15 protein-coding genes are annotated in these 17,380 nt (G+C 68.0%); 8 read left to right on the forward strand and 7 right to left on the reverse strand.

Annotation, left to right across the window (positions count from 1 at the left end; all coding sequences use genetic code 11):
- Nucleotides 1–508: 508 nt before the first annotated feature.
- From ACXC9Q_RS30655 to ACXC9Q_RS30675, 5 genes are read right to left on the reverse strand one after another with little or no spacing between them, the layout of a single operon-like run.
- Nucleotides 509–1,876 (reverse strand): NAD(P)/FAD-dependent oxidoreductase, encoded by a 1,368-nt coding sequence (locus ACXC9Q_RS30655; RefSeq protein ID WP_457060108.1) that lies wholly within the window; start codon nucleotides 1,874–1,876, stop codon nucleotides 509–511.
- Nucleotides 1,873–2,670 (reverse strand): ABC transporter permease, encoded by a 798-nt coding sequence (locus ACXC9Q_RS30660; protein ID WP_457060109.1) that lies wholly within the window; start codon nucleotides 2,668–2,670, stop codon nucleotides 1,873–1,875. Before ACXC9Q_RS30660 ends, ACXC9Q_RS30655 begins: the two co-directional genes overlap by 4 nt.
- Nucleotides 2,667–3,569, reverse strand: a complete 903-nt coding sequence (locus ACXC9Q_RS30665; protein ID WP_457060110.1) for an ABC transporter permease — start codon at nucleotides 3,567–3,569, stop codon at nucleotides 2,667–2,669. Before ACXC9Q_RS30665 ends, ACXC9Q_RS30660 begins: the two co-directional genes overlap by 4 nt.
- Complete coding sequence (locus tag ACXC9Q_RS30670) at nucleotides 3,566–4,699, reverse strand: ABC transporter ATP-binding protein (RefSeq protein ID WP_457060111.1); 1,134 nt, start codon at nucleotides 4,697–4,699, stop codon at nucleotides 3,566–3,568. The genes ACXC9Q_RS30665 and ACXC9Q_RS30670 overlap by 4 nt, the downstream gene beginning before the upstream one ends.
- Before the next feature lies 1 nt (nucleotide 4,700).
- Nucleotides 4,701–5,891, reverse strand: a complete 1,191-nt coding sequence (locus ACXC9Q_RS30675) for a polyamine ABC transporter substrate-binding protein (protein ID WP_457060112.1) — start codon at nucleotides 5,889–5,891, stop codon at nucleotides 4,701–4,703.
- Between the two features lie 146 nt (nucleotides 5,892–6,037).
- On the opposite strand from ACXC9Q_RS30675, the gene ACXC9Q_RS30680 reads away from it, so the two are divergent.
- On the forward strand, nucleotides 6,038–6,520 hold the full coding sequence (locus tag ACXC9Q_RS30680) for an Lrp/AsnC family transcriptional regulator (RefSeq protein ID WP_328524976.1): 483 nt from the start codon (nucleotides 6,038–6,040) through the stop codon (nucleotides 6,518–6,520).
- Nucleotides 6,517–7,866 carry an NAD(P)/FAD-dependent oxidoreductase gene (locus ACXC9Q_RS30685; RefSeq protein ID WP_457060208.1) on the forward strand — a complete coding sequence of 450 codons (1,350 nt, stop codon included), beginning with the start codon at nucleotides 6,517–6,519 and terminating at the stop codon, nucleotides 7,864–7,866. The genes ACXC9Q_RS30680 and ACXC9Q_RS30685 overlap by 4 nt, the downstream gene beginning before the upstream one ends.
- On the opposite strand, the gene ACXC9Q_RS30690 is transcribed toward ACXC9Q_RS30685, so the two are convergent.
- Nucleotides 7,852–8,493: a nucleotidyltransferase domain-containing protein gene (locus tag ACXC9Q_RS30690; RefSeq protein WP_457060113.1), complete on the reverse strand. Its 642-nt coding sequence runs from the start codon at nucleotides 8,491–8,493 to the stop codon at nucleotides 7,852–7,854. The two genes, ACXC9Q_RS30685 and ACXC9Q_RS30690, sit on opposite strands and share 15 nt — an antisense overlap.
- Nucleotides 8,494–8,652: 159 nt before the next feature.
- Complete coding sequence (locus ACXC9Q_RS30695; RefSeq protein WP_457060114.1) at nucleotides 8,653–9,141, reverse strand: CGNR zinc finger domain-containing protein; 489 nt, start codon at nucleotides 9,139–9,141, stop codon at nucleotides 8,653–8,655.
- A 64-nt stretch (nucleotides 9,142–9,205) separates the two neighbouring features.
- Here ACXC9Q_RS30695 and ACXC9Q_RS30700 point away from each other — a divergent pair, with 64 nt between their 5' ends.
- From ACXC9Q_RS30700 to ACXC9Q_RS30725, 6 genes are all read left to right on the forward strand, one after another.
- Entirely contained in the window at nucleotides 9,206–9,886 is a 681-nt protein-coding gene (locus ACXC9Q_RS30700) for a hypothetical protein (RefSeq protein ID WP_457060115.1), read from the forward strand.
- A gap of 245 nt (nucleotides 9,887–10,131) precedes the next feature.
- On the forward strand, nucleotides 10,132–10,920 hold the full coding sequence (locus ACXC9Q_RS30705) for a TIGR03084 family metal-binding protein (RefSeq protein WP_457060116.1): 789 nt from the start codon (nucleotides 10,132–10,134) through the stop codon (nucleotides 10,918–10,920).
- Nucleotides 10,917–12,629 (forward strand): acyclic terpene utilization AtuA family protein, encoded by a 1,713-nt coding sequence (locus ACXC9Q_RS30710; RefSeq protein ID WP_457060117.1) that lies wholly within the window; start codon nucleotides 10,917–10,919, stop codon nucleotides 12,627–12,629. Before ACXC9Q_RS30705 ends, ACXC9Q_RS30710 begins: the two co-directional genes overlap by 4 nt.
- Nucleotides 12,626–13,747 (forward strand): acyl-CoA dehydrogenase family protein, encoded by a 1,122-nt coding sequence (locus ACXC9Q_RS30715; protein ID WP_457060118.1) that lies wholly within the window; start codon nucleotides 12,626–12,628, stop codon nucleotides 13,745–13,747. Before ACXC9Q_RS30710 ends, ACXC9Q_RS30715 begins: the two co-directional genes overlap by 4 nt.
- Nucleotides 13,744–15,354, forward strand: a complete 1,611-nt coding sequence (locus ACXC9Q_RS30720; RefSeq protein ID WP_457060119.1) for an acyl-CoA carboxylase subunit beta — start codon at nucleotides 13,744–13,746, stop codon at nucleotides 15,352–15,354. Before ACXC9Q_RS30715 ends, ACXC9Q_RS30720 begins: the two co-directional genes overlap by 4 nt.
- Entirely contained in the window at nucleotides 15,354–17,345 is a 1,992-nt protein-coding gene (locus tag ACXC9Q_RS30725; RefSeq protein WP_457060120.1) for an ATP-binding protein, read from the forward strand. Before ACXC9Q_RS30720 ends, ACXC9Q_RS30725 begins: the two co-directional genes overlap by 1 nt.
- Nucleotides 17,346–17,380: the final 35 nt, after the last annotated feature.

The raw sequence follows: 17,380 nt of genomic DNA on the forward strand, positions 1-17,380 counted from the left end.
CACCCACGACGCACGCACCAAACTCCGCCACCTATACCCCACACATTAGGTGCGACGATCTACTAGTGCCGCGTCAAGCAAGGTTGGGCAGGTAATCCAGAGTGACCACCACCCCGAAGCCGGCCCCGGCGGCCAGGTGCGGGGTTCACCCCTGATCTGGTCCCTTCACCCCGCGAATGCGGTGGGTAGAAGGGTGCAACTGCGAGGTTCTCCCCTGAAAGTGCCCCCGGCGGAAGGCAAGTGCGGTAACGACCTCGACGTTTCTTGGCGAGGCACTAGGTACGGGGGAGGTGGACCAGTGTTGCTGCCAGGCGTTTGAGTGCATAGAGACTTGGCGGTTGGCGTCATGACAGTCGGCTTGCGGACACCACGCCGGCCCTGGTCGATCGCGCGCGGCAGCGTGCAAAGGCGGGCGGTAGCCCGCAGGGAGAGTCGGGTGGGTGGGAGCGCGCGGAGCAGGCGCGACGAAGGAGTGCCTGCTCCGGCACGCGTGGGTAGTCCACAGTCGTTAGAAGTCGAAGCCGAGGCCCATTCGGTCGAGGGTTCGGAGCCAGAGGTTGCGGTGGCCGGCGTGGGCGTCGGCTTGGGACATGGACCAGCGGGTGAGGTGGATGCCGGCGGCGCGGAAGGGCTCGGGTGGGAAGCGACGGGGGCGTTCGCGGACCATGCGGAGGCGGGTGCGTTCGGTGTCCTCGCCGTACAGGAGGTCGAGCATGACGTCGGCGCCGAAGCGGGTGGCGGCGACGCCTAGGCCGGTGTAGCCGAGGGCGTAGCCGACCTTGCCGGCGTGGGCGGTGCCGAAGAAGGCGCAGAAGCGGGTGCTGGTGTCAATGACGCCGCCCCAGCGGTGCGTGAAGTGCAGGCCTTCCAGTTGGGGGAACGTGGTGAAGAAGTGCCGGGCCAGCAGCTTGTGGATGGAGTCGCGCTGTTCGAATGCCGGGTCGATGCGGCTGGCGTAGTGGTAGAGGGGGAGGTAGCCGCCCCAGAGGATGCGGTTGTCGCGGGTGAGGCGGTAGTAGTGGAAGAGGTTGGAGGCGTCGCCGATGCCTTGGCGATGGCGCCAACCGATGGATGAGAGTTGGGCGGCGGAGAGCGGCTCGGTGACGAGGACCAGGTCGTAGACGGGGACGGTGTACAACCGCAACCGCCGCAGCAGCGAGGGGAACGCGTTGGTGGCGAGGGCGATGTGCTCGGCGCGGACGGAGCCTGTTGCTGTTGCCAACGAGCGGGTGTGCATCCGGTTGACCTGGCTGTTTTCGTGGATGCGTACGCCGAGGTCGAGGCAGGCCTGCCGCAGTCCCCAAGCGAGCCGCGCGGGCTCGACGAGTGCGGTGCGGCCGGGGTCGTGCAACGCGCCGAGATAGGTGGGTGAGTTCACCTCGGCGCGGGCCGCGTCCTGGTCAAGCAACCGCACGCCCGAACGCTCCTCGGCTTCCGCGGCCAGCTCGTCCAGGTGATGCGGCGCGGTCGCGACGGTGAGCTCGCCGGTTCGTTGCCAGTCGCAATCGATGCGGAGCCGGGTGACGGTGGCACCGATCGCGTCCAGGTTCTCCAGGCCCAGGCGCTCCAGGTCATCCATCTCAGCAGGCCAGCGGGCCTGCCCGTTGGCGAACCCGTGGGTGAGGCTAGCGTCGCAGAAGCCGCCGTTGCGGCCGCTGGCCGCGGATCCGCAGGTGTCCGATTCCAGGAGTACGACGTCCAGCGACGGGTACCGCTCCTTCGCCCGCAGCGCCGTCCACAGGCCGGTGTACCCGCCGCCGACCACGGCCAGGTCCGCCTCGGTCGGCCCGAGCAGCGCAGGCGCCGGATCCGGCGCGGACTTGTCGTCGAGCCAGAAGACCCGCGGTTCGGCGTCTGCGAGCGCCGCGAGTTTCATCGCGCCCGTCGCCGCCGCGTGAGTTCGCCGCCCAGTACGAGGACGAGGGCCAGCAGGAACATCGCCGTACCGACGACGTTGATCTGCGGCGGGATGTCGCGTTGCGCCGAGCCCCAGACGAACATCGGGAACGTGACCGTGGTGCCGGCGTTCAGGTTGGTGATGATGAAGTCGTCGAAGGACAACGAGAAACTCAGCAGCGCCGCGGCCACGATGCCGGGGAGCACCAGTGGGAAGGTGATCCGCCAGAACGCCTGCCACTCGTTCGCGTACAGATCCATCGCGGCCTGTTCGAGCCGGAAATCCATCCCGGTCAGCCGGGCCTTGACCGTCACCACGACGAACGACAGGCAGAACATCACGTGCGCGATCAGCACCGTCCAGAACCCGAGCTGACCGCCGAACCCGCTGGAGACGAACAGCGCGAGCAGCGACGAACCGAGCACGATCTCCGGCGACGCCATCGGCAGGAAGATGAACAGGTTCGTCGCGGACCGGCCGCGGAAGCGGTGCCGCACCATCGCGAAGGCCATCAGTGTGCCCAAAGCGGTCGCGATCACAGTCGCGAGCAGGCCGATCCGCAGGCTGGTGCTGACCGCGTCGCACAGCCCGAACGGCCGGCACGGATGCTGCCAGTTCTCCCACGTGAACCCGTCGAAGGTGTACGAAAGCTTGCTCTTCGGCGCGTTGAACGACATCAACATCACGACCATGATCGGCGCGAAGAGGTAGAGCAGCACGAGCACGGCGAACATCATGATCATGTTCCGCCTGACCCACCGCCCGACCCTCATACCAGTTCCTCCGTCCCCGAGCGCCAAACGTAGACAACGACCAGTAGGACGATCGCCGCCATCAGCGTCACCGACAGCGCGGCCGCGGTCGGATACGCGCCCGCGGCGAACAGGCGCTGGATGTCGTTGCCGATCATCCGCTGCTTCGGCGTACCGAGCAGCTGCGCGTTGATGTAGTCGCCGGCCGCCGGAATGAAGGTGAGCAGCGTGCCCGCGACCAAACCCGGCATCGAAAGCGGCAGCGTGACGGTCCGGAACGTGGTGAACGGATTGGCGAACAGATCCCCGCCCGCCTCGATCAACCGCGGGTCGATCCGTTCCAGGCTCGCGTACAGCGGCAGCACCATGAACGGCAGGAAGTTGTACGTCAGACCGGTGACGACCGCAGTCGTGGTGGCGAGCAGCCGGCCGTCCTGGCCGAGGATGTGCAGCCACTTCAGCGTATCGACGACAAAGCCGTTGTCGCTCAGCAGCAGCTTCCACGACAGCGTGCGGATGAGGAAGCTGGTGAAGAACGGCGCGATCACCAGCGCCAGCATCAGGTTCTTCCACCGGCCGGCCTTCATCGCGATCGCGTACGCCAGCGGATACCCGAGAATCAAGCAGAACGCGGTCGTGATCAGCGAGTACCACAACGACCGGAAGAACGGCCGCGCGTAGTCCGCCATCGCGTCGGCGAAGTTCTGGAAGTGCCAGGTCATCTTGAACCCGGACTCGATCGACCCGTTCGGGTCGTACAGGCTGGCCGCGAGCAACGTCACCAGCGGTACGACGAAGAACAACAGCAGCCAGAGCCCACCCGGGAGCAGCAGCAGGTACGCCGTGAGCCGCCGGCCGGGCCGTTCGGTCTTGGCAGGCGGGGCCGCGGTGGCCGCACCCAGCTGGCCGACCGCGCTCATCCGGCGCCACCCGCGTCGTCGATCTTCTCGACCCCGGCGTGCGCATCCTGCTCCGCGTCCAGCACGAACGTGTGCGACGGCTGCCAGTGCAGGTCGACCGCGTCCCCGACGGCGAACGTGTCGCGGGCGCCGGTGTTCTGCTCGAAGACCGTCAGCTCCTGATCCCATGGCAGCTTCGCCAGGTACTGCGTACTGACGCCGACGTAACTCACATCGGTCACGAGCGCACCGCGCAGCTGGTTCGATCCGTTGCTCTGCTCGGTGCCCGCTCGCGCCAGGAAGACCTTCTCGGGTCTGATCCCCATCCAGACGTCGCCCTCGGTCACCCGGCACCTGGGCAGTGGCACGGTCACCTTGCGTCCGTGCACGTCCACCACCAGGTTCTCGTCGGCCTGGCCGATGATGGCGGCTCGGATCAGGTTGGACTGACCGAGGAAGTTCGCCACGAACGTCGTGGCGGGCAGGTCGTAGAGCTCGGTCGGCGTACCCATCTGCTCGATCACGCCGGCGTTCATCACCGCGATGGTGTCGGCCATCGTCATGGCCTCCTCCTGGTCGTGGGTGACGTGCACGAACGTGATGCCGACCTCGGTCTGGATCCGCTTCAGCTCCAGCTGCATCTGCCGGCGCAGCTTGAGGTCGAGCGCACCGAGCGGCTCGTCCAGCAGCAGCACCTGCGGGCGGTTGATCAGCGCCCGGGCCAGCGCGACTCGTTGCTGCTGGCCACCGGAGAGCTGGCTCGGCTTGCGCTTGCCGTACCCGCCGAGCTCGACCAGGTCGAGCATCTCGTCGACCTTCGGCTTGAAGTCCTTGACGCCACGCCGCCTCAATCCGAACGCGACGTTCTCGAAAATGTCGAGATGCGGGAACAGCGCGTAGTTCTGGAACACCGTGTTGACCGGACGCTTGTACGGGCGCAGTCCGGTGATGTCCTGCTCACCCAGCCGGATCTTCCCGGCGCTCGGCTCCTCCAGCCCGGCGACCATCCGCAGCGTGGTCGTCTTGCCGCACCCGGACGGGCCGAGCAGCGCGAAGAACGCCCCCTCCGGCACGGTCAGATCCAGATCGTCGACCGCACGATGCGCGCCGAATTCCTTGCTGATGCCGGTGAGAACCAGATCGCTGGTCATCTCAGCCCCCGATCGCGAGGTTGAAGTCGGTTTCGTAGAGGGCCGCCTTGGCCGTGTCCAGTGGCATGAACGCGGAAGTCTTGGCCAGCATCGCGTCGTCGGGGAAGATCAGCGGGTCGTCGACGACGTCGGGATCGACCGTCTCCATCGCCTTCTTGGCGCCGGCGACCGGGCAGATGTAGTTCACCCAGTCGGCCAGCGTCGCGGCGACCTCGGGTTCGTAGTAGTAGTTCATCAGCTTCTCGGCGTTCGCCTTGTGCGTCGCCTTGTTCGGCACGAGCATGTTGTCCGACCACAGCATCAGGCCCTCTTCAGGCACCACGAACTTGATGTCCGGGTTGTCGGCCTGCATGGCGATCACGTCGCCGGACCAGGCCTCGCAGGCGGCGATGTTGCCGGCGTTCAGGTCCTGCACATAGTCGTTGCCGGTGAAGCGGCGGATCTGCCCGGTGCCGACGACGTCCTCGAGCTTCTGCAGCGCCTTGCTCCACTCCGCGTCGTTGAACTTCTCCGGGTTGGCGCCGACCAGCTTGAGCATGAACGACATCGTGTCCGGCATCTCGGACAGCAGCGTGATGCGGCCCTTCAGGTCCTCCCGGGTGAGCAGATCCGTGAAGCTGCCCACTGGCTTGGTGACCTTCGCGTTGTAGGCGATCCCGGTCAGACCGCTCTGCCATGGGACGCTGTAATCGCGGTTCGGGTCCCAGCTCGGCGCCTTCAGTTTGGCCAGCAACTGCTTGTCGACGTTCGGAATCTTCGTGTGGTCGAGCTTCTGGATCCAGCCCAGCCCGATCATCCGGGCCGCCATCCAGTCGGTCAGCACGAAGATGTCCCGGCCGCAGGACTGGCAACTGCCGAGCTGGTCGCGGACCTTGGCGTAGAACTCGGCGTTGTCGTTCACGTCGGTGGTGTAGGTGACCTTGATGCCGGACTGGGTCTGGAAGTCCTCCAGTGTCGGCAGCACCGTCTTGCCGTTGACCTTCTCGTCGGACTCGTCCATGTAGCTCGGCCAGTTCGAGAAGTTCAGCGTCTTCTGTTGCGCCGACTCATCGGTGCTGATGCAGTCGCCGGCGCTCTGCTTGGCCGCGGGGATCCCGCAGCCGGTGAGGACCCCGCCCAGCCCGAGGGCGGACAACGACATCCCCTTCAGCACCGCCCGGCGCCCGATAACAGGCTGGTGACGAGGACTCATTGGACCCCCCTAGAAAGCGTCGTTCGCGGGCGATACTGTCAAACCGGGCCAACATAGACAAGGGATTCCGAAGTTATTCGCCCATTTCGCAACGAATTCCGCTTTGACGACTTGCTTACGCCCGGTGACACTGACAGGATCTCCGGGTGGCAGTACGAACGGGGAACTCCGACAAGAACCAGACTCTGCTCGATGACACCTCGAAGGCGATCATCGAGCAACTGCAGCTCGATGGGCGTCGCTCGTACGCGGCGATCGGCAAGGCGGTCGGCCTGTCCGAGGCGGCGGTCCGGCAGCGCGTGCAGCGGCTGACCGAGGCCGGCGTGATGCAGGTGGTCGCGGTGACCGATCCGCTCGAGCTCGGCTTCGACCGGCAGGCGATGATCGGGATCAAGGCCGAGGGTTCGCTGGAACCGATCGCTGACGAGCTCGCGAAGATGGACGAGGTCGAGTACGTCGTGATCACGGCCGGCTCGTTCGACCTGCTGGCCGAGGTGTTGTGTGAGAGCGATGAGCACCTCCTGCAGGTGCTGTCGGAGCGGGTCCGGCAGATCGACGGCGTGAAGGCGACGGAGACCTTCGTCTATCTGAAGCTGGTCAAACAAACCTACTCCTGGGGTGTGCGCTGAACCTCTGGTCCACGACTACCTCGGCCACCGAACGCCCCGGGCTCGCCGGTGACCGGGACGCCGACGTAGCGATCGTCGGCGCCGGGTACACCGGCCTGTGGACCGCGTACTACCTGGCGAAGGCCGATCCGTCGCTGCGCATCGTCGTACTCGAGGCACACACGGCCGGGTTCGGTGCGTCAGGTCGTAATGGTGGTTGGTGTTCCGCGCTGTTCCCGGTGTCGTCGCGGCGGTTGGCGTCGCTGCCGGGATCGAGCCGGGAGGCGGCGATCGAGCTGCACCGCGCGATGCAGGCGACGGTGAACGAGGTGGGGCTGGTCACCGCCGCCGAGGGGATCGACTGCGACTACCACAAGGGCGGGACGATCGTGCTGGCCCGCACGCCGGTGCAGCTCGCCCGGGCTCGCGCCGAGGTGGCCGCCGCCCACGAGTGGGGACCTGGCGATCTCCGGTTCCTCGAGCCGGACGAGGTCGCCGCGCAGGTGCGGGCAACAAAGGTGCTCGGGGCAACATTCACGCCGCATTGCGCGGCGATCCATCCGGGCAGGCTCGTGCGCGGACTGGCCGCCGTGGTCGAACGTCTCGGCGTGACGATCCACGAGCACACGCCGGTACATACGATCGAGCCCGGTCGCGCGATCACGTCGTACGGCGGAGTGCGGGCGGACGTGGTGGTCCGGGCCACAGAGGGGTTCACACCAGGGCTGGCCGGAGAGTCTCGGGCGGTGGCACCGGTGTACTCGTTGATGGTGGCGACCGAGCCGCTCGATGCCGCCGTCTGGGAGCGGATCGGGCTGGCGGATCGGCCGACGTTCAGCGACCACCGGCACCTGATCATCTACGGGCAGCGGACGGCCGATGGGCGGCTGGCGTTCGGCGGGCGGGGTGCGCCGTACCACTTCCGGTCGCGGATCAAGCCGTCGTACGACGAGATACCGCGAGTTTTCAAGGGTTTGCAGGCGACGTTGCGGGAGCTGTTCGATCTGCCGGAGGTTCGGTTCACGCATGCGTGGGGTGGGCCGCTGGGGATACCGCGCGACTGGTGTGCGTCGGTCGGTCTGGATCGCGGGTCGGGGCTGGCGTGGGCCGGTGGGTACGTCGGGGATGGCGTGAGTACGACGAACCTCGCGGGGCGGACGTTGACGGACCTGATCCTCGGGCGGGACACCGGGTTGGTCCGGTTGCCGTGGGTCGGGCATCGCTCGCGGCAGTGGGAGGCCGAACCGCTGCGGTGGCTCGGGATCAACGCCGGGCTGCGGGCGATGACGTTCGCCGACACAGAGGAGCGGGTGACCAGGCGGGAGAGCCGGATCGCGCGGTTGATGGCGCCGCTACTGGGCCACTAGCGTCCGGCCGGACTCCGCCATCAGGGCTGCGAGCGGGAGACCGGTCAGTTGGATGCTGGGACGCATCCAGTCGTTGAGGATCGGCTCCTCGATGGCGAGGTGGCTGGCCAGCTCGGTCCGGCTGAGCTCGAAGACGTGCGCCGGGTTGCCGGTGAGGTCGACCACGGTCTGCATCAGGCGGCCGGCCTGATCCTCCCAGAGCACGTCGCCCGCATCCAGGTGGTCCGGGCGGATCAGCAGCAGGTCGACGTCACTGTCCGGATCACCGTCGCCGCGGGCGAGAGCGCCGTACACACTGGCGTGGACCGGCGGGATCCGCCAGCCGCTGATCTCGTCCGCGAGCCGGCTGATCAACGTACTGCGCAGGTCCGCCAGGAACTCGACCGCGGGGGCGACGAGGTGCTTGCGGTTGAGGCGATAGAGCAACGAGTTGCCGACGTCATCGACATGCACCAGCCCGGTTGCCGCCAGCCGCTGCAGCACGAGCCGGACGCCCGCGACACTCCCCGACCCGGCCAGCTTGTGGATCTGCCGTCCCGACAGCCCTTCTTCACTCCGCGCCAGCACCTGCAGGACAGGCCCGTCCAACGACGGCACCACAACGCTGATCGGGCTCTTGAGATCCATGGTCCACCCCACCCTAGTGATCCCCCCGACCACTCAAGTAATCACCGTGACGAGTCAGCGATCAGCCCGACTTTGTGCACGGTAGACGCACGCGACGGCCCTGGAACTGCGGACTCGGTGCACAAAGTCGCCGGCGCGAGTACTTAGGTCTCGACTCTGTCAGGGGTTTTTCGCCGTTCGGGCTCGGTAGGCCGCGACCGTCGTCCGGCTCGCGCAGGCGTTGGAGCAGAACCGGCGCGTCCGGTTGCGTGACTGGTCGACGAAGTAGTTTGCGCAGCCGGCCGCGGCGCATCGCCCCAGCGTCACCGCCGGATCCCCGGCCGCGACCAGGGCGAGCTTGGCGGCGACCAACTGGCCGACCCAGCGCTTGGCCGGGGTGCCGTTGCGGCTGAAGTGGACGTGCCAGCCGAGGCCGTCGTGGTCGGACAGGTGCATGTCCGGCGGGTACTCGCGCAGCAGGCGGTGCACGGCGTCGGGGGCTGCGCCGTCGACCGACTGCGCCAGCGCCGTACGTAGGAGGTCCGGCAGCTCGCCGTAGTCGCCGTCCGGTGGCGGAGTGATCTCGTGCTCCGCGAAGAACGCGGCGACGAGCTCGCCGTGCTGGTCGAGGGTGCCGGTATTCGCCAGCTCGACGGCCAGCCGCGTCACATTCCCAATGTAGTCACCGTATTGCACTTGACCACCTACATCGCCGTTGCCTATGGTAGGCGCCATGCTACCTGATGACGCCTACATGGCCCGATGCCTGCAGTTGCTCGGGGAGTGGGATGCCGCGCTCGCGGTCTTGGGCCCGGACGGCGATCCCGAACTGCGCGCGGAGATCGCCGTCGACCGCTGGTTCTTCCGGATCGAGGGTCATGAGGAGGCCGAGAAGGCGGTCGCGGCGCTCGATCCCGCGTCGCCGACCGCGCACTTGCTGACGGCGCGACTGGCCTACAGCCGGCTGCTGTTCCAGCGCGACCCCCGCGCCGACGACCGCGCCGTGGCCGGGGCGGGCTACCGCGCGGCGGTTGAGAGCGGCGACGAGAACCAGCGCGGTTGGGCCGAGTACCACTGGGGCGTCTTGCTGGACAACATCGACGACGACGCGGCTGGCGCCCTCCGGCGCTACGAGACAGCTCTCGAGATCGCGACGAAGTCCGGCGACGGGTACTTCGAGTCCTACATCATCCGGCACCTCGCACATCTCAAGGAGCCCGCCGAGCGGATCGCGATGCTGCGCCGGTCACTGCACCTGCGGGCCGCGCTCGGCGCCCGGCCCCAGACGATCGCCGCGCAGGCCGCCCTCGCCGACGAACTTCCCGAAGACGACCCCGAGCGCGCCGAGCTCATCCAGACATTCCGGCCGGGTGCGGAGGAACTGCGCATCGGCTGGCTCCTGTCCGAGGACTGACCCGCCGAGCGCCCACGCCCGAGAAATGCAGCGGGCGGCAACCACCTCGAACGCAGCTGCTCGATCAACCGCCGCAGCCATGCGTGAAGTCTCTCATCACCGCGGCGGCGGACGTTGTCCGCGCGCCTCGCCCTTCTCCAACCTCGGTACCCAGGCACGGGCGGTCGTCGGAAAACAAGCACACTTGATTCTTTTTGCTGGGCGTGCCAGTGTCGGCTGCACGATCCCCGGCGAGGGAGTGCAGCGTGCAACTGGACGAAGTGCTGGCCGATCTGTGGGCCGAGAGCGCGGAGCTGGATCGGCTTGTCGGTGGTCTAGCCGCCGACGCGTGGGCGACGCCGACGCCGGCCGAGGGCTGGACGATCGCACATCAGATCGCCCATCTCGCCTGGACCGACGAGGCCGCGCACCTGGCCGCCACCGATCCGGGAGGGTTCAAGGCCTCACTGCAGAAGGCCGTCGCCAACCCGACCGGCTACGTGGACGAGGGCGCGGCCGAGACCGCCGCGCTGCCTCCTGACCAGCTCCTGCCGTACTGGCGCGAGACCCGCACCGAGCTCGCCGATGCACTGAAGAAGGTCCCGACCGGCGAGAAGGTGCTCTGGTACGGCCCGCCGATGAGTCCGACCTCGATGGCGACCGCCCGGTTGATGGAGACCTGGGCGCACGGGCAGGACGTGGTCGACGCGCTCGGCGTCCACCGTCAGCCGAGCAATCGACTGCGGCACGTCGCGCATCTCGCCGTCCGCACCCGCGACTTCGCCTACCTGCTGAACGACCGCACCCCGCCGGCCGAGCCGTTCTACGTGGAACTGACCGGCCCCGATGGCGACACCTGGACCTGGGGCCCGGACGACGCCGCCGACCGAGTCACCGCCCCCGCGCTCGACTTCTGCCTGCTGGCGACTCAGCGCCGCCATCGCGACGACCTCGCCGTACGCGCGGAAGGCGCGCAGGCGGAGGAGTGGCTCAAGATCATCCAGGCCTTCGCCGGCCTCCCGGGGAAGGGCCGTGAACCGGGGCAGTTCGGATGACCGCGCCGATCCGCATCGGCAACGCGTCCGGCTTCTACGGCGACCGCTTCAGCGCAGTCGAGGAGATGCTCACCGGCGGCCCGCTCGACGTGCTGACCGGCGACTACCTGGCCGAGCTGACCATGCTGATCCTCGGCCGGGACCGCCTCAAGGACCCGTCCCTCGGGTACGCGCGGACCTTCCTCAAGCAACTCGAGACCGGCCTGGGCGAGGCACTCGACCGTGGCGTGAAGATCGTCAGCAACGCCGGCGGCCTCAATCCCGCCGGACTCGCGCAGGCCATCCAGCAGCTCGCCGACCGCCTCGGTCTGCACCCGAAGATCGCGTACGTCGAAGGCGACGACTTGCTCGCACGAGCTGAAGAGCTGGACCTCGGCACCCCGCTGACCGCCAATGCGTACCTCGGCGCCTGGGGCATTGCAGAAGCCCTCCAAGCCGGCGCGGACGTCGTGGTTACCGGCCGCGTCACCGACGCCTCGGTGATCGTCGGGCCCGCCGCCGCCCACCACGGCTGGAAGCGAACGCAGTACGACGAACTCGCCGGAGCGGTCGCAGCCGGCCACGTGATCGAATGCGGCTGCCAGGCGACCGGGGGCAACTACGCGTTCTTCAGCGAGATCCGCGACCTCGGCCGGCCCGGCTTCCCGATCGCGGAGGTCCACGCCGACGGCAGCAGCGTGATCACCAAGCACGACAACACCGGCGGCGCGGTCACCATCGACACGGTCAAGGCTCAGTTGCTCTACGAGATCACCGGTGCCCGGTACGCCGGACCGGACGTCACCACCCGCCTGGACAGCATCGAGCTCGGCGACGACGGCCCGGATCGGGTCCGGATCTCCGGTGTCCGCGGTGAGCCGCCGCCCCCGACGTACAAGGTCTCGCTGAACAGCGTCGGCGGGTTCCGCAACGAGGTGGACTTCGTGCTCACCGGGCTTCAGCTGGACGAGAAGGCCGAGCTGGTCAAGGCGCAACTCGAGCAGGCGCTCCCGAAGCGGCCGGCCGAGCTGCGATGGACCGTGGCCTGGACCGAGAAGCCGAACGCGGACTCCGAGGAGGAGGCCAGCGTGTTCCTCCGGTGCGCGGTGAAGGACCCGGATCAGAAGGTGGTCGGCCGCGCGTTCTCCAGCGCCGCGGTCGAGCTGGCGCTGGCGAGTTACCCCGGGTTCCACGTGACCGCGCCGCCGGGCGACGGATCGCCGTACGGCGTCTTCCGGGCCGGGTACGTCGATATCCGCGAAGTGGAGCACGTCGTCGTACTGCCGGACGGGACGCGGAAGGTGATCGAGCCCGCGGCGGAGACGCAGCCGCTGACCGCGGTCGAGGAGACCGGACTGCCGATGCCGTTGCCCCAGCTCGCATCGAGCGGACGACCGCGGACGCGCGAGATCCCGCTCGGACGGATCGCCGGTGCGCGGTCCGGCGACAAAGGCGGCGACGCGAACGTCGGCGTCTGGGTGCGGCAGGAGAAGGCCTGGCGCTGGCTGGCGCACTCGCTGACCGTCGAACTCTTCCAGGAGTTGCTGCCGGAGACCAAGGAGCTGACGGTCACGCGGTATCTGCTGCCGAATCTGTGGGCGGTCAACTTCGTGGTCGAGGGACTGCTCGGCGAGGGCGTTGCCGCGCAGGCGCGGTTCGATCCGCAGGCGAAGGCGGTCGGCGAGTGGCTGCGGTCCCGGTACATCGACGTACCGGAGGTGTTGCTGTGAACGACTTCCGGCAATCCGTCCGGCGCTTCATGGCGGCCGAGGTGCTGCCTCACTTGGATCAATGGGAGCGCGACGGCGAGCTGCCGCGCGAGCTGCACAAGAAGGCCGGTCAGCTCGGGTTGCTCGGGGTCGCGTTTCCGGAGGCGGTCGGTGGTGGCGGTGGTTCGTTACTCGACGCGCTCGCGGTGGTCGAGGAGATGCACTACGCCGGTGGGTCCGGCGGGCTGGTGGCCTCGCTGCTGACCTGCGGAATCGCCGTTCCCCACGTCGTTGCTGCAGGCAACCAGAGGCAGATCGACCGGTGGGTGCGGCCGACTCTCGACGGTGAGCTGATCGGCGCGCTGGCGATCACCGAACCCGACGGCGGTTCGGACGTCGCCTCGCTCCGTACGACGGCCCACCGCGAGGGCGACGTGTTCGTCGTGAACGGGGCGAAAACGTACATCACCTCAGGGTGCCGCGCGGACTTCGTCACGACCGCGGTCCGCACCGACGGGCCGGGTGCGCACGGGATCAGCTTGCTGGTGATCGAGAAGGGCACACCGGGATTCGAGGTGTCGCGCAAACTGGAGAAGCTCGGGTGGCTGTGCTCGGACACGGCTGAGTTGTCGTTCACCGACGTACGGGTCCCGGTGGAGAATCTGGTCGGGATCCGAGGAAGCGGGTTTGTGCAACTCGCGGTGAACTTCGTCGCCGAGCGGCTGACCCTGGCGGTCCAGGCGTACGCGGGAGCGCAACGGGCGCTCGACCTCACCGTCGAGTGGTGCAGGAACCGGGAAACGTTCGGCCGGCCGTTGATCTCACGGCAGACCGTGCAGCACACGCTGACCGAGATGGCCCGCCGGATCGACGTCGCCCGGGTCTACGTGCACCACGTGACCGAGCGAGCGATGAACGGCGAGGACGTGATCGTCGAGGTGTGCTTCGCCAAGAACACCGCGGTCGAGGCCGGCCAGTGGGTGTGCGACCAGGCGCTCCAGCTGCACGGCGGTCTCGGCTATAGGCGCGAGGCCGAAGTGGAACGCCAGTACCGCGACCAGAAGATCCTCGCCATCGGCGGCGGCACCACGGAGATCATGACCGGCCTGGCCTCGAAACGACTGGGGTTCACCGCATGAACAACACCGTTACGTCCGAAGATCCGAAGGCTCCAGGCCACACTTCTTCGGACGCAAGCAATCGCGAGGCGATGCTGGGGAAGCTGAGCGCGCTGGAGGTGGAGCACGCGAAGGCGCTGGCGGGTGGTGGCGAGAAGTACGTCGAGCGGCATCACAAGCGGGGGAAATTGCTGGCGCGGGAGCGGATCGAGTTGCTGCTCGACCCGGATTCGCCGTTCCTCGAGCTGTCGCCGCTGGCCGGCTGGGGCTCGGACTTCACCGTCGGCGCGAGCCTGGTGACCGGGATCGGCGTGGTCGAGGGAGTCGAGTGCCTGATCACCGCGAACGATCCAACGGTCAAGGGTGGCGCCAGCAACCCGTGGACGCTGCGCAAGGCGCTGCGATCCGATGAGATCGCGCGGGCGAACCGGTTGCCAGTGATCAGCCTGGTCGAGTCCGGCGGCGCGGATCTGCCGACGCAGAAGGAGATCTTCATCCCCGGCGGCGCGATGTTCCGCAATCTGACCCGGCTGTCAGCCGAGGGGATCCCGACGATCGCCCTGGTGTTCGGCAACTCGACCGCGGGTGGCGCGTACATCCCGGGCATGAGCGACTACGTGGTGATGGTCGACGGCGGCGCGAAGGTGTTCCTGGCCGGGCCGCCGCTGGTGAAGATGGCGACCGGCGAGGACGCGGACGACGAATCGCTCGGTGGCGCGTCGATGCACGCGCGGAAGTCGGGCCTGGCGGACTACTTCGCGGTCGACGAGCAGGACGCGATCCGGCTCGGGCGCCAGATCGTGTCCCGGCTGAACTGGCGCAAACTCGGTCCGCCGCCGGCTTCGTCGTACGCCGAACCTCTCTTCGACTCCGATGAGCTGCTCGGGATCGTGCCCGGGGATCTGAAGATCCCGTTCGACCCGCGGGACGTGATCGCGCGCGTGGTGGACGGGTCGGTGTTCGACGAGTTCAAGCCGCTGTACGGGTCGTCGCTGGCGACCGGGTGGGCCTCGGTGCACGGATATCCGGTCGGCATCCTGGCGAACGCGCGGGGTGTGCTGTTCAGCGAGGAGTCGCAGAAGGCCGCCCAGTTCATCCAGTTGGCGAATCGGGCGAACACGCCGCTGATCTTCCTGCACAACACCACCGGCTACATGGTCGGGCAGGAGTACGAACAGGGCGGGATCATCAAGCACGGCGCGCAGATGATCAACGCGGTCTCGAACTCCACGGTGCCGCACATCTCGATCCTGATGGGAGCGTCGTACGGCGCCGGGCACTACGGGATGTGTGGTCGCGCCTTCGATCCGCGCTTCCTGTTCGCGTGGCCGTCGGCGAAGTCGGCGGTGATGGGACCGCAGCAACTCGCCGGGGTGCTGTCGATCGTGGCGCGCGCGGCCGCGGAGGCGAAGGGGCAGCCGTACGACGAGCAGGCCGACGCCCAGATGCGCGCGTACGTCGAGGGCCAGATCGAGGCGGAGTCGCTGCCGATGTTCCTGTCCGGCCGGTTGTACGACGACGGCGTGATCGATCCCCGCGACACCCGCACTGTGCTCGGGATCTGCTTGTCCGCCATTCACTCGGCACCGGTGGAGGGCACCTCCTCCTTCGGCGTCTTCAGGATGTGATGCGCGTGTTCACGTCTGTGCTGGTGGCCAATCGGGGCGAGATCGCTCGGCGGATCTTCCGTACCGCGCGTGCGCTCGGCCTCTCGACGGTCGCCGTCCACTCGACCGCCGATGCGGGATCGCCCCACGTGGCCGAGGCGGACGCGGCGGTACATCTGCCCGGCAACACGCCTGGCGAGACCTATCTCCGCGCTGACTTGATCATCGACGCGGCGTTGCGGGCCGGCGCGGACGCCGTACATCCCGGCTACGGCTTCCTGTCGGAGAACGCCGGGTTCGCGCAGGCCGTGATCGATGCGGGTCTGACGTGGATCGGGCCGCCGGTGGACGCGATCTCGTCGATGGGCTCGAAGATCGAGGCGAAGAAGCTGATGGCTGCCGCCGGCGTGCCGGTGCTCGCTGAGCTCACGCCCGCGGAGGTCTCCGCGGACGACTTGCCGGTGCTGGTGAAAGCATCGGCCGGCGGTGGTGGACGCGGGATGCGGGTGGTCACGCGGCTGGAGGACCTGCCGGGTGAGATCGAGGCGGCCTCCGCCGAAGCGTTGTCCGCCTTCGGCGACGGCACGGTCTTCTGCGAGCGCTACCTCGCGTCCGGCCGGCACATCGAGGTCCAGATCATGGCCGATCTGCACGGCACGATCTGGGCGGTCGGCGAACGCGAGTGCTCCATCCAACGCCGCCACCAGAAGGTCATCGAGGAAGCCCCATCCCCGCTGGTCGAACGCATCCCGTCCATGCGCGCCGAACTGTTCGACGCCGCCCGCAAGGCGGCTGCCGCGATCGCGTACGTCGGCGCCGGCACCGTCGAGTTCCTCGCCGACGAGCAGGGCGCGTTCTACTTCCTGGAGATGAACACCCGCCTCCAGGTGGAACACCCAGTCACCGAAGAGACCACGGGCCTCGATCTGGTGGAGTTGCAGTTCGCAATCGCATCCGGCGAACCGCTGCCCCCCGGGCCGCCTGAGACGGTCGGTCACGCGATCGAGGTGCGCGTCTACGCCGAGGACCCAGCCCACGACTGGCAGCCCACAACCGGCCGGATTCACCGCTTCGGTGTCGGGGATGGGCAGCTGTGGGGAAACAAACTTGCACCAGGTGACGAAAACTTTCCCCACAGCGGCAGAGGATCTCGGCTGCGGGTTGAGTCCGGGGTGGCTGACGGGTCGGCGGTGTCGCCGTTCTACGACGCCATGCTCGCCCAGGTGATTGCCTGGGCGCCCGACCGTACAGCGGCCGCGCGGCGGCTCGCGGCTGAGCTCGCGCGGGCCCGGATCCACGGCGTGGGCACGAATCGGGATCTGCTGGTGCGGATCCTGCGGCACCCCGCGTTTCTGGCGGGTGACACGGACACCGCGTTCTTCCAGCGACACGGTCTCGGCGCTCTCGCCGAGCCGTTGGCGGACCAGGCAGCGGCGAGGCTCTCGGCGTTGGCGGCCGCCCTGGCTGACGCGGCCCGGCGGGCTGCCACGGCGCGGGTTCGGGTGCCGAGCGGGTGGCGGAATGTGGCGTCGCAGCCGCAGAGGAAGAGCTATCGGGCCGGGGACGACACCTACCAGGTCGAGTATCGGCTGACCCGGGACGGGTTGGTTGCTGCGGGCAACGTTCAGCTCGTCGACAGTACGGCGGACCGCGTGGTGCTGGCGGTTGACGGCGTACGGCGTACCTTCGAGGTAGCGGCGTACGACGGGCTCGTCTGTGTGGACTCGTCACTGGGGAGCGTCGCGTTGACGCCGGTGGAACGGTTCACGGACCCGTCGCAGCAGGTCGCAGCCGGATCGTTGGTGGCGCCGATGCCGGGGATCGTGATCCGGGTCGGGGTGCAGGTGGGTGACGAGGTCAAACAAGGGCAGCCGTTGCTGTGGCTGGAGGCGATGAAGATGGAGCACACCATCGCCGCACCGGCCGACGGGATCGTCGGTGAGCTCATGGTCGAGGCAGGACAGCAGGTCGAGGTCGGCGCCGTCCTGGCGGTCGTAGGGGAGGAAGAGTGAACGAGCGAAGCGAGATCACCATCAAGCACAGCGCG

The sequence above is a fragment of the Kribbella sp. CWNU-51 genome (genome assembly GCF_054073265.1).

Bases quoted from the DNA above. Each gene is read 5' to 3' on its own strand.
- ACXC9Q_RS30675 (WP_457060112.1), bottom strand. From the start codon at position 5,891: ATGAGTCCTCGTCACCAGCCTGTTATCGGGCGCCGGGCGGTGCTGAAG.
- ACXC9Q_RS30690 (WP_457060113.1), bottom strand. From the start codon at position 8,493: ATGGATCTCAAGAGCCCGATCAGCGTTGTGGTGCCGTCGTTGGACGGG.
- ACXC9Q_RS30660 (WP_457060109.1), bottom strand. From the start codon at position 2,670: ATGAGGGTCGGGCGGTGGGTCAGGCGGAACATGATCATGATGTTCGCC.
- ACXC9Q_RS30710 (WP_457060117.1), top strand. From the start codon at position 10,917: ATGACCGCGCCGATCCGCATCGGCAACGCGTCCGGCTTCTACGGCGAC.
- ACXC9Q_RS30665 (WP_457060110.1), bottom strand. From the start codon at position 3,569: ATGAGCGCGGTCGGCCAGCTGGGTGCGGCCACCGCGGCCCCGCCTGCC.
- ACXC9Q_RS30655 (WP_457060108.1), bottom strand. From the start codon at position 1,876: ATGAAACTCGCGGCGCTCGCAGACGCCGAACCGCGGGTCTTCTGGCTC.
- ACXC9Q_RS30725 (WP_457060120.1), top strand. From the start codon at position 15,354: ATGCGCGTGTTCACGTCTGTGCTGGTGGCCAATCGGGGCGAGATCGCT.
- ACXC9Q_RS30700 (WP_457060115.1), top strand. From the start codon at position 9,206: ATGCTACCTGATGACGCCTACATGGCCCGATGCCTGCAGTTGCTCGGG.
- ACXC9Q_RS30670 (WP_457060111.1), bottom strand. From the start codon at position 4,699: ATGACCAGCGATCTGGTTCTCACCGGCATCAGCAAGGAATTCGGCGCG.
- ACXC9Q_RS30720 (WP_457060119.1), top strand. From the start codon at position 13,744: ATGAACAACACCGTTACGTCCGAAGATCCGAAGGCTCCAGGCCACACT.